The sequence below is a fragment of the Kribbella sp. NPDC055071 genome, from assembly GCF_053608045.1.
Genome location: NZ_JBSGUS010000009.1, coordinates 143,927 through 154,954 on the forward strand (window position 1 = coordinate 143,927; position 11,028 = coordinate 154,954).

The window sequence follows — 11,028 nt, forward strand, 5'->3', positions numbered from 1 at the left end:
CCCAAAACCCACCCCCCCCCGGGCTCCCCCCCCGCCCCCGGGGGGGCGCCGCGCGGGGTGGTGGGGGGGGGGGCGCGGGGGGCCCGCCCCCCCCCGCGGGTTAGTACGGGTAGGTGTCGTCTCGGCGGGTGGGGTCGAGGTCCCAGAGGGAGAACTCGACGATTTTGTGGGACTCTTCGCCGCCGGCCGGGAGGAGGCCGGTGTTGTCGTAGTCCTTGGAGCCGAGACCGTCGAGGTAGCAGAGCAGCTCGAAGGCCGACTGCGCGTCCTCGATGTCGTCGATGACCTCGTCGTTCTGCGCCTCGTCCGCGCGACTGCGCACGTACCGGACGAAGGCGTCGGGATCGGTGACGACATAGTCGTACCGGGCCTGGTAGCTGACGCGGACACCGTCCGCGGGCAGCAGCGGCTCCTCCAGCTCCTCGAGATCGTCGCCCTCGACGATCTCGCGGTAGTCCTCGGGATCGTCGAAGTCGTCCGGACCCAGCGGCAGGTCGTCCAGCTCGTCGGGATCGTAGGAGTCGATCCCGAGGAAGATGTCACCCCAGCCCCGTTCGTGGACGGCGTCGGCGAGCGTCCGGGCCTGGACCCGGACGTTCTCGATGGCGCCGGTAGCCCGCAGGTCGTGCAGGTCCAGAGCGTCTGCCTGCTCCAGCAGCACCCGGGCGAGTTCGCGGGCGGCCTCGGCGGCCGAGGCGGGTTCGATCGGCTCACTCATGCTGCGACGGTACAACCATCGGCACCTCCACCGCCGAGCCCGGTATGCCGAACGCGTCGACGAGCTCCAGCGCCGACGGCCGGACGACCGCACACAGCTCGTTGACCAGGGCCGTGATCGCCTTCGATCGTGCGGGTGACAGCCGGCCGTGCTCGAGGTACCAGGCGCGCTCGGCCTCGATCGTCGCCAGCGCGTGCAGGTCGTAGACGTCCTTCAGCTGCTGGCGAATCTCGTCCGGCGCATTCTCCGCCGCGACCTGGAAGGCCTCCAGGACGACACGGTCCACGTGCGCCCGCCCGGCCGCGATCACATGGTCCTGGCAACGGTTGAACACGTCGAACGGATCGTCGCCCGCATCGATCCCCGCCTTCAGCCGGCGCGCGACCCCGGCCAGCATGTGCTGCTCCCGGAACCGCACCAACCCGGAGTGATATGCGTCATCCCGCAACCCGGCATCCGGATCGGCCGCGTCGCCGCGATTCGGTACGACGTCGCGCAGTCGCTCGATCAAGGGCCGCAGGGCCGCCTTCTCGACCGCGATCTCCACCGCCTGCGCCGCGACGAACCGGGCCGTGCCGAGCGGATCCAGCTTCCCGAACGACTCCCGATAGTCGGTCAGCAACCCCTTCGCCACCAGCTGCAGGAGAACGGTGTTGTCCCCCTCGAAGGTGGTAAACACATCGGTGTCCGCCTTCAACGTGGCCAACCGGTTCTCCGCCAGGTACCCGGCGCCGCCACACGCCTCCCTGCACATCTGGATCGTCTCGGTGGCATGCCACGTCCCGAGTGCCTTCGTCCCGGCCGCCTGCGCCTCCAGGGCCCGCCGGTCGTGCTCGTTGCCGTCGTCCCCGAAGACCCGCACGAACTCGTCCACCAGCTCCGCCTGCGCGAAGTGCAACGCATAGGTCCGCGCGAGCAACGGCAACAACCGCCGCTGATGCATCCGGTAGTCGAGCAGCAGCGCCTCGTCCGCGCTTCCCGGCGCACCGAACTGCCGGCGCTCGGCGCCGTACCGAATCGCGATCGCCAGCGCGACCTTGCTCGCGTTGATCGCCGCACCACCGACCGACACCCGTCCCTGCACCAGCGTGCCCAGCATGGTGAAGAACCGGCGGTCCGGATTCTCGATCTCGCTCTGGTAGTTGCCGTCAGCATCGACCTGCGCATACCGGTCGAGCAGCGCCTCCCGCGGGACCCGGACCTGGTCGAACACGATCCGCCCGTTGTCCACCCCGTTCAGCCCCAGCTTCGGGCCGCAATCGGACAGCGTCACGCCGGGCAGCGCCGTGCCGTCCTCGGCCCTGATCGGGACCAGCAGGCAGTGCACGCCATGGGTCTCACTGCCGACCACGAGCTGCGCGAACACGGCCGCCATCCGCCCGTGCCGTGCCGCGTTGCCGATGTAGTCCTTCCGGGCCGCCTCGGTGGGTGTGTGCACGACGAACTCCCCGGTCGAGGCGTCGTACGTCGCGGTCGTCCCGAGGGCCTGGACATTCGACCCGTGGCCGGTCTCGGTCATCGCGAAGCAGCCGAGCAGCCGGCCACCGATCGCGTCGGCGAGATACCGCTCGTGGTGCTTCTCGGTGCCCAGCTGCAGGATCGCGCCGGCGAACAGTCCGAACTGCACGCCCGCCTTCACCATCAGCGAGAGGTCCCCGAAGGCGAGCATCTCGAACCCGGCGATGAACCCACCTAGATCACCACCACCGCCGTACTCCTTCGGAAAACCGCGCGCCGGATGTCCCTCGGCCGTGATCTCCTGCAGCAGCTCGAGCACCTTGTCGCGATACTCGTCCCGCGGCAGGCGCACGGCCAGGTCGAACGCGTCCGCGCGCACCAGGCCGGCGCGCACTACGTCGCGGGCCGCCTTGTACGGCCCGTCCAGGTACTCCCGCATCCCCGATTCGCTCATGCCTTTAACTTACGAGGATTCGCCGCCACTTTCCGTCACCGGTTCGTAAGTGTGGAAAACCGGAGCCCATCCGCATCTGCGGAAGTATGCTGTCTGCCGTGCCGAATTTGCGGATCAGTGAGGCGGCGGCGCTCCTGGGAGTCAGCGACGACACGGTTCGTCGGTGGGTCGATCAGGGACGATTGCCGTCTGTCCAGGAGAACGGCCGGATGGCTGTCGACGGGCGAGCGCTCGCCAGCTTCGCCCAGGAGCTGGCCGAATCGCCGGAGCCGGGGAACACGACCGCCGCGTCGGCGCGCAACCGGATGCGGGGGATCGTCACCCGCGTGCTCAAGGACGGCGTGATGGCCCAGGTCGAGATGCAGGCCGGGCCGTTCCGCGTCGTGTCGCTGATGAGCCGTGAGGCCGCCGACGAGCTCGGTCTGGAGCCAGGTGTGGTGGCCGTCGCCTCGATCAAGTCCACCCATGTCGTCGTCGAAATCCCGGAGGCCTGATGTTCCGTCGTACCGCGATCGCCACCCTTGCCGCGGTCTCCGCGCTCGCCCTCGCCGGCTGCGGCGACGACAGCCCGGCCGCGTCGTCCTCGCCGTCGGGGGCGAGCAGTAGCAGCAGTACGCCGACCCTGTCCGGCGACATCACCGTGTTCGCTGCCGCTTCGCTGACCGGGACATTCACCCAGCTGGGCAAGGACTTCGGGGCCGCGCACCCGGGGGTGAAGGTGAAGTTCAACTTCGCCGGCAGCTCGGCGCTGGCCCAGCAGATCAACCAGGGCGCCCCGGCCGACGTGTTCGCCTCGGCCGCGCCGAAGAACATGGACGACGTGAAGGACAAGGGCACCCCGACGAACTTCGTCTCCAACACCCTCGAGATCGCCGTCCCGAAGGGCAACCCGGGCAAGATCACCGGGCTGAAGGACTTCGCCGACAAGAGCAAGAAGATCGCGCTCTGCGCCGTCCAGGTGCCGTGCGGCGCCGCGGCCGACAAGGTGTTCAAGGCCACCGGGATCACCGCGCAGCCGGACAGCCTCGAGCAGGACGTGAAGGCCGCACTGACCAAGGTCGGTCTCGGTGAGGTCGATGCCGCGCTGGTCTACAAGACCGACGTGCTGTCCGCGAAGGACAAGGTCGAGGGCATCGAGTTCCCCGAGGCGAGCAAGGCCGTCAACGAGTACCCGATCGCCACGCTGACCAACGCACCGAATGCGGACGGCGCGAAGGCCTTCGTCGACTACGTTCTGTCAGACAAGGGCAAGGCAGTGCTGTCGGCGGCCGGCTTCGGTGCTCCGTGAGCCGTAGTAGTTTCGGCACATTGTGAGTCGTAGCAGCAGGAGCGCGAGCGGGCGGCTGCCCCTTGTGCTCCTGCTGCCTGCTTTGATCGGCCTGGCGTTTCTGCTGGTGCCACTCATCGGTCTGATCGCCAAGGCGCCGTGGTCCACGCTCCCGAGTCACCTCTTCAGTGCGGACGTCTGGACTGCGCTCCGGTTGTCCCTGGTGTGTGCGACGGCCGCAACGCTGATTTGTCTCCTTCTAGGCATCCCACTGGCCTGGCTGCTGGCTCGCGGTGGCTTGCCTGGCCGGGGCCTGATCCGGGCGTTGGTGACGGTTCCACTCGTGCTACCGCCGGTGGTGGGAGGCGTTGCGCTGTTGCTGGTTCTCGGACGTCGCGGCCTGATCGGTCAGCACCTGGACATGTGGTTCGGCATCACTCTCCCGTTCACGACGGCTGGTGTGATCGTGGCAGAAGCCTTTGTGGCTATGCCGTTCTTGGTGATCTCCGTTGAGGGCGCACTGCGCGCGGCTGACCCTCGCTACGAGGAGGCGGCCGCAACGCTCGGCGCAGGTCGCTGGCTGACCTTCCGGCGGGTCACGCTGCCGTCGATCGCGCCGGGCGTCGTGGCCGGCGCCGTCCTGTGCTGGGCTCGTGCACTCGGCGAGTTCGGCGCCACCATCACGTTCGCCGGCAACCTGCCTGGTACGACGACCACCATGCCGCTGGCGGTGTACCTGGCGTTGGAGACCGACCCGGACGTTGCCGTCGTACTGAGTCTGGTGCTGATGCTCGTGTCGGTCGCCGTGCTGGCGTCACTGCGCGAGCGCTGGATCGGTGGGCTCCAGTGACCCTGTACGCCGACATGCGAGTGACACGTGGATCGTTTGACCTCGCTCTGGACCTGGTTGTCGAGCCAGGCGAGGTCGTCGCATTGCTGGGCCCCAACGGCGCCGGCAAGACCACCGCACTCCGCGCCATCGCGGGCCTGCTCCCCTTAGGCGGCGGCCGCATCGCGCTGGACTCCGCCGTGTGGGACGAACCCCCAAAGACCTTCCGTACGCCGGACCGCCGGCCCATCGGCGTGGTCTTCCAGGACTACCTGCTCTTCGACCACCTGAGCTGTCTGGAGAACGTTGCCTTCGGCCTCCGGGCCCGTGGCGTCGACAAATCCGCCGCCCGCGCCGAAGCGACCCGATGGCTCGACACCGTCGGGTTGTCGTCGTACGCACGGGCCCGGCCGCGTGCGCTGTCCGGCGGCCAGGCCCAACGGGTTGCCCTCGCTCGGGCTCTGGCCACAGACCCCGAGCTTTTGTTGCTGGATGAGCCTTTGGCCGCCTTGGACGCCAGTACGACGCTGCACGTCCGCGCCGAACTCGGTCAGCACCTCAGCCGGTACGAAGGGCGCACCCTGCTCATCACCCACGATCCGCTGGACGCCATGGTCCTGGCCGACCGCCTGGTCATCATCGAGAACGGTCGCATAGTCCAGGAAGGCACTCCCACCGACATAGCCCGCCGGCCGCGCACCGACTACGTCGCCCAACTCGTCGGCCTCAACCTTTACCGAGGCACCTCAACCAGCAAGCCGGTGACCCTGTCGGATGGGACCACCACCACCGAGACGACCGTGACCCTGCCGGAGGGAGGCACCATCACCCTCGCCGAACCCGCCACCGGCCCGGTCCACGTAGCCTTCCCGCCCACCGCGGTCAGCCTTTACCCCGATCGTCCGACGGGCAGCCCCCGCAACACGTGGTCAGCCGTGGTCACCGGCATCGAGCAACACGCCCACACCGTCCGCGTGCGGCTCGACGCCACCCCCACCGGCCCCTCAGTCCTGCTGGCCGACATCACCCCAGCCGCAGTGGCCGACCTCCGCCCCACCCCCGGCCACCCGCTAACCGCGACCTTGAAGGCCACCGAAATCACTACCTACCCGATCTGACGTACAGGTCGACAGGAGGTGTCCCGACGCAGCTAGTGCACCTGAGCGTGGCGGACTCGGCGCGTACACCGTCTCGCATGCGCACTACCTGTCGAGCTGCACGGACTGCCAGGCTCGTTGGAGGATGGCAGCGCCGGCGGCTTGCATGGGTCTCTCGTGGGTGAAGTCGTTGACTATCGAAGCAGTAAAGGGTTGCGGGGTCAGTACGCGACCTTCGGCGTTGTCGGTGATCGCCGTACCGAAGAGGTCGTCGAAGGTGGCCGCGTCGATGACCAGGACGGTCAGCAGGTCGGTGGCGAAGGTCAACGGATCCACGCCGAGACCCACGCAGTACGCCCGGGCCGCGCCGGTGGAGACGGCTGCGCCCAGTGCGATGGCGAAGGGCCAGCTGTCGTAGTCAATGGGAGCGGTGTCGCTGCCGTGGTCCTCGGACGTGCCCAGTAGTTCTTCGGCTAGTTCGCGGACCAGGTTTCGCCAGAGGTTGAAGTCGTTCTGTTCGTTCCAGGCGGCGTCGGCGCTCGGCTGGAAGACACCGGACGGGACCACTTGATAGAGACCGCCGGCGTGACCGACCTTGGCGGGGTCGCGCCAGTGAACCAGGAAGGTGGACGGGCTGCCCCGGCGGATCACCAGAGTGCTGATCGCCAGGTTGGTTGGACGCCGCGTCGGATCCCAGGGAGCGCCGATAGCAGTCCGGAGTGGAGTGTCCGCACGACGTCCCAGTCGGCGGGCGGCGTACTCGTGCGCGGACGCCTCCCCGGTGTTGATGCTGTCGAAGTAGGTGCCGCGCCCCAGCCGGAGCACCGGCGTCGAGGCGGTCAGGTCTGCACTCAGAAGCCTGTAGGTAGGCCGATTCTCGAACACAGCAGGCGGTGCCAAGTCGGCGATGGCATCCGCGTACGACGGATACACAGTCCCCTCGGCCTCGAACGCGCGACCAGTGACTCCGTTGAAGACCGCGTCCGGGTCGTACTCCAGCCGGATCGACTCCAGCGGAATCGGCGTGGCCGGGATCCACGGGCTTGGCGCCAGCAACGGCGTACCGGCAACGCGGTGATCCGACGGGTAGTCGGCAGCTGCTTCGACACCCCACTCATAGCGGTTGCGCTGGAGCTCACGGCGTACCTCTAACCAGTCCTCGGCCACACCTGAAGGTATCCGTCCGGCCAACTGTCGCCCCGCCACGGTTCGCTTGGGCGCTGCCGGGTCGGCTGTGGTTGACCGCCGGTTGACGACCCTCGCTCGGGATAGAAAGAAGGCTCCTGAGCGAGGGAGTTGCGGATGTATCAGTACTTCGTCAAGCCCAACCACAAGAACTCGCGTTACACGGAGAGCGGCGCGAACGCGAAGCAGCTTGGGCTGCCGGTAGTCGAGCGGGAGGCGTTCGACGGGCTGTGGCGGTATCGCGGTACGACGTACGAGTACTTCTCGATGCTCGATCAGGACTGGCACCCGGAAGGCACCTGGGTCACTCCGCTGCCGGCCTCTGCGGACCCGGCGGACTGGCCGCTGCTCGAGCAGAGCACCGGCGGGCCGCGGGTTCCGAGTGACAGCCCGTCGTTCCGGCTGCCGATCGACGAGAGCCGGGCGGCCGAGCTCGTGGCGGATCCCCAGCACTTCGCCCGCTACTGGGTCGAGTACAGCTTCGAGGGCGAGCGATTCTCCGCCGTCCATCGGTTGATCAACGATCCCGGGCGCTTCTTCGAGTCCCACTTCGGCCGGGCGCCCAAGTGGTCGGAGACGAACTCGAAGCTCAGGGACTTCCTCGTCAACGGCCCGCATCAGTCGCCCAACCTGGTCGAGATCGAGCCGGCCGAAGCGGAGCGTCAGATCGAGCAGACCTTCGGCGTCACCGGTGCGACACAGTGGTGGCCGCGCATCGACCCGGACGTCGTGCGGTTCGTGGTGTCGGAGCGGTTCGCCATACCCGGCCGCGGAACTGTGGTCGCCGGCCGGCTGGAACACGGCGTCGTGCGGCCTCCGGTCGAGGTCTGGTGGCGCAAGGACCACACCGGCCGCGGCCACTTCTCCACCCATCACCTTCCGGTCGTCGCGGTCGAGTTCCCGACCCGGGGATCGACGGCACGAGGAGAGGTGAACCTGCTCCTCGATCACTCGAATATCGAGCTCGACACCGGTCAGGTCCTCTACACCTCTGGCATCACCACTCGGCACGAACAATGACCGCCGACGTTACGGGTCGTGATGGTTCTGTCGCGGATTGACATCGTGTAACGGCGGAATCCACGCTCAAATCCTGCAGAGACGTAACGAAGAGTGTTTAGTTACTCACTCGTAGTGTGTGGGTTCTTCACACGAGAGTGATGACATCGTGCACTACGCCACCCCTGGCGAGGGCGCCCAAGATGTTCCGGGGCACCACGGAAGGGGGGTCGGACAGCCATGCACGAGAGTTACGAGTTCTACTGCCTTGCGGATCGGCGGTTCTACGAGACGCCGGCCAATCGTGGTGCCCAGCACCCGGACTTCGCGATCAGCTCGCGGCCGGTGCCGGCCGGTTGGCAGCATGTGCCGGGCGAGACCTGGATGCACTACGCGCCGGCCGACCTCAAGCTTTCCCAGCAGGGCTGGAAGATTCACGTCTCCGCCCGCCTGACCGACGTCGAGCGGACGCTCGAAGCCGTCTGGGACTACTGCGTGCCGCGGGGGATCGCGTTCAAGTTCCTCCGCAACGAGCCCGTCCTGGTGATGGTCAACTCGAAGGCCGCGCCGCGGGGATCCAGTGGCAAGCTCGTCACGATCTACCCGACCGACGAAGCGCAGCTCGAGCTCGTGCTCAAGGAGCTCGACGAGACCCTCCACGGCGTCAAGGGCCCTTACATTCTGAGCGATCTGCGGTTCGGCGAAGGCCCACTCTTCGTGCGGTACGGCGCCTTTGCCAGCAGGTACTGCCTGTCCGACACGGGTGAGCGCGTCCTCGCGCTCGAGGACGGGCAGGGGCGGCTGGTCCCGGACCATCGCGGGCCCACCTTCGCACTCCCGTCATGGGTGACGCTGCCGGACTTCCTCCAGCCGCACCTCGACGCACGCAACGCGGTCAGCACCAACGAGCTCGCCTACACGATCGACGGCGTCATCCAGTTCTCCAACGGCGGCGGGGTGTATCTCGGTCACCACAACGAGACCGGTGACCGCGTGGTCCTCAAGGAAGGACGCCCGTACGCCGGTCTCGACATGGCCGGACGGGATGCGGTCGCACGGATCGCCCACGAGAAGGACATCCTCGATCAGCTGGACGGACTCGAGGTCGTGCCGACCGTGCACGACTACTTGCAACTGGGCGAGCATCAGTTCCTCGTCCAGGAGCACATCGATTCGGTCTCGCTGCAACGCGAGCTGGTGCGGCGCTATCCGCTGACCCACCCGGATGCGACCGAGGCCGACAAGGCGGAGTACGCCGAGTGGGCCACGTCGATGATCACCAAGGTCGGCGAAGCTGTTGGGCAGCTGCATGAGCGCGGAGTCGTGTTCTGCGACCTGCACCCGGACAACGTCCTCCTCGACGTGGACGGCCGGCTCACGCTGATCGACTTCGAGGTCGCGACCAAGGCCGAGGACAAGGCCCGGTCGACGCTTGCCCACCCCGGCTACGCAGCGCCGGTCGACCGGCAAGGCGTCGACGTCGACAAGTACGCGCTTGCCTGCATCGCGCTGGGCATCTATGCGCCGCAGGCAACGATCCTGCTGAACCTGCATCCCGGCAAGGCTTTCCAGCTCGCCGACATGATCACCGAGATCTTTCCGGTGCCAAGGGCAACCATCGATACGGCAGTCCGCACCATCGTCGGCGCCGCCACGCACGATCCGGAGATGGTCGACCTCGCGCTTCCAGGCGAGGCCGAGTGGTCCGACGTCCGGGACGCGCTCAAGCGATCCATCGTCGCGAGCGCGACACCTGGGCGCACCGATCGGCTCTTCCCCGGTGACATCGCACAGTTCCGCGACGGCGGCGGGATCAACCTTGCCACCGGCGCCGCCGGTGTCCTCTACGCCCTCGCGAAGACGGGCGCCGGGCGGATCCCGCAGTACGACGACTGGTTGCGCGCGCGGGCCGTGGACACAGAGACCGGCCCGGGCCTGTACGACGGTCTGCACGGGGTGGCGCATGTGCTCGACGAGCTCGGATACCGGCAAGATGCACTCGACCTGGTCGACCGGACACTCGCCGACGACTGGAGCTCACGCGAGCTCGGACTGCACTCAGGCCTGGCCGGCATCGGTCTGAGTCTCCTGCACTTCGACACCGAGCCCAGCCTGCGCGCTCAGGCGGTCCGCGTCCTGGACCTGGTCGCCGACCGGCTCGGCGACGTGAATGCCGTGACCGAGATCAGTGGCGGCCAGCATGCGCGCGCCGGGCTGATGTACGGATCCGCAGGCCCTGCATTGCTGTTCCTGCAGGCATTCGAGCAGCTCGGCGACACCGGGCTGCTGGATCTGGCCGAGATCGCGATCCGGCAGGACCTGAAGCGGACCGTCCGCACCCAGGACGGCATGCGGCAGATCAATCAGGGTTGGCGGACGCTGCCCTATCTCGAAGAGGGTTCGGCCGGGATCGCGCTGGTTCTGCAACGCTACCTGCGGCATCGCCCCTCCGATGAGCTCGCGACGACGCTCGCCGAGCTGCAGCGCGTGACGCACTGCTCCTTCTACGTCCAGCCCGGCCTGTTCATGGGTCGCGCCGGCCTGCTCCTCACCGCCGCTGAGCTCGGCGAGGAGCAGGCGACGGTCGACGACCTCGTGTCCGGACTCGGCTGGCACGCGATGCCGTTCGAGGGCGGCCTCGCGTACCCGGGCACCCAGTTGCTCCGTCTCTCGATGGACCTGGCGACCGGATCGGCCGGCGTCCTGCTGGCTTTGGGTACGGCGCTGCACGACGCGCCGGTGTCCCTCCCGTTCCTCGGACCTCCCCAGTGGTCCGAGTCCCCATCCCGACAATTTGCACCGAAGGAGGTGTAAACACATGGCACTTCTCGACCTCCAGGGTCTCGAGACCCCGGGTTACGGTCACGGCGGCGGTCACCACGGTGGCGGCTCCACGCTGACCATCCTGGGCTGCGCGTCGCAGACCCCGAGCAACCTGAGCCTGCTGCTCTGCCACTGATCGGCACCAAGGTGACCAGATTCTCCTGAATTGCCAGGTTTCCTGTGTTGCCAGGTTCTGAA

10 protein-coding genes are annotated in these 11,028 nt (G+C 67.7%); 7 read left to right on the plus strand and 3 right to left on the minus strand.

The window, feature by feature from the left end; all coding sequences use genetic code 11:
* Positions 1–100: 100 nt before the first annotated feature.
* Both ACWF4Z_RS17085 and ACWF4Z_RS17090 read right to left on the minus strand, forming a co-directional pair.
* Positions 101–718: a hypothetical protein gene (locus ACWF4Z_RS17085; protein WP_452244004.1), complete on the minus strand. Its 618-nt coding sequence runs from the start codon at positions 716–718 to the stop codon at positions 101–103.
* Positions 711–2,630: an acyl-CoA dehydrogenase family protein gene (locus ACWF4Z_RS17090; protein ID WP_452244005.1), complete on the minus strand. Its 1,920-nt coding sequence runs from the start codon at positions 2,628–2,630 to the stop codon at positions 711–713. The genes ACWF4Z_RS17085 and ACWF4Z_RS17090 overlap by 8 nt, the downstream gene beginning before the upstream one ends.
* Positions 2,631–2,728: 98 nt before the next feature.
* Here ACWF4Z_RS17090 and ACWF4Z_RS17095 point away from each other — a divergent pair, with 98 nt between their 5' ends.
* Genes ACWF4Z_RS17095 through ACWF4Z_RS17110 form a run of 4 tightly spaced genes read left to right on the plus strand, consistent with a single transcriptional unit; the run spans position 2,729 to position 5,844 of the window.
* The gene (locus ACWF4Z_RS17095; RefSeq protein ID WP_452244006.1) at positions 2,729–3,124 is read left to right on the plus strand and encodes a TOBE domain-containing protein; all 396 of its coding nucleotides are present in this window, start codon (positions 2,729–2,731) and stop codon (positions 3,122–3,124) included.
* Positions 3,124–3,918 (plus strand): molybdate ABC transporter substrate-binding protein, encoded by a 795-nt coding sequence (modA, locus tag ACWF4Z_RS17100; RefSeq protein ID WP_452244007.1) that lies wholly within the window; start codon positions 3,124–3,126, stop codon positions 3,916–3,918. The genes ACWF4Z_RS17095 and modA overlap by 1 nt, the downstream gene beginning before the upstream one ends.
* Positions 3,919–3,973: 55 nt before the next feature.
* Positions 3,974–4,747: a molybdate ABC transporter permease subunit gene (gene modB, locus ACWF4Z_RS17105; RefSeq protein ID WP_452244150.1), complete on the plus strand. Its 774-nt coding sequence runs from the start codon at positions 3,974–3,976 to the stop codon at positions 4,745–4,747.
* A gap of 14 nt (positions 4,748–4,761) precedes the next feature.
* Entirely contained in the window at positions 4,762–5,844 is a 1,083-nt protein-coding gene (locus tag ACWF4Z_RS17110) for an ABC transporter ATP-binding protein (RefSeq protein WP_452244008.1), read from the plus strand.
* A gap of 84 nt (positions 5,845–5,928) precedes the next feature.
* Here the strand turns inward: ACWF4Z_RS17110 and ACWF4Z_RS17115 are convergent, their stop codons facing one another.
* On the minus strand, positions 5,929–6,990 hold the full coding sequence (locus ACWF4Z_RS17115; protein ID WP_452244009.1) for a hypothetical protein: 1,062 nt from the start codon (positions 6,988–6,990) through the stop codon (positions 5,929–5,931).
* 135 nt (positions 6,991–7,125) lie between these two features.
* Between ACWF4Z_RS17115 and ACWF4Z_RS17120 the strand changes: the two genes are divergently transcribed.
* The 3 genes from ACWF4Z_RS17120 to ACWF4Z_RS17130 all read left to right on the plus strand — a co-directional run bounded on the left by ACWF4Z_RS17120 (position 7,126) and on the right by ACWF4Z_RS17130 (position 10,966).
* Positions 7,126–8,028, plus strand: a complete 903-nt coding sequence (locus tag ACWF4Z_RS17120; RefSeq protein ID WP_452244010.1) for a hypothetical protein — start codon at positions 7,126–7,128, stop codon at positions 8,026–8,028.
* 219 nt (positions 8,029–8,247) lie between these two features.
* The gene (lanKC, locus tag ACWF4Z_RS17125; protein ID WP_452244011.1) at positions 8,248–10,821 is read left to right on the plus strand and encodes a class III lanthionine synthetase LanKC; all 2,574 of its coding nucleotides are present in this window, start codon (positions 8,248–8,250) and stop codon (positions 10,819–10,821) included.
* Between the two features lie 4 nt (positions 10,822–10,825).
* Positions 10,826–10,966, plus strand: a complete 141-nt coding sequence (locus ACWF4Z_RS17130) for a SapB/AmfS family lanthipeptide (RefSeq protein ID WP_452244012.1) — start codon at positions 10,826–10,828, stop codon at positions 10,964–10,966.
* The last annotated feature ends 62 nt before the right edge of the window (positions 10,967–11,028 follow it).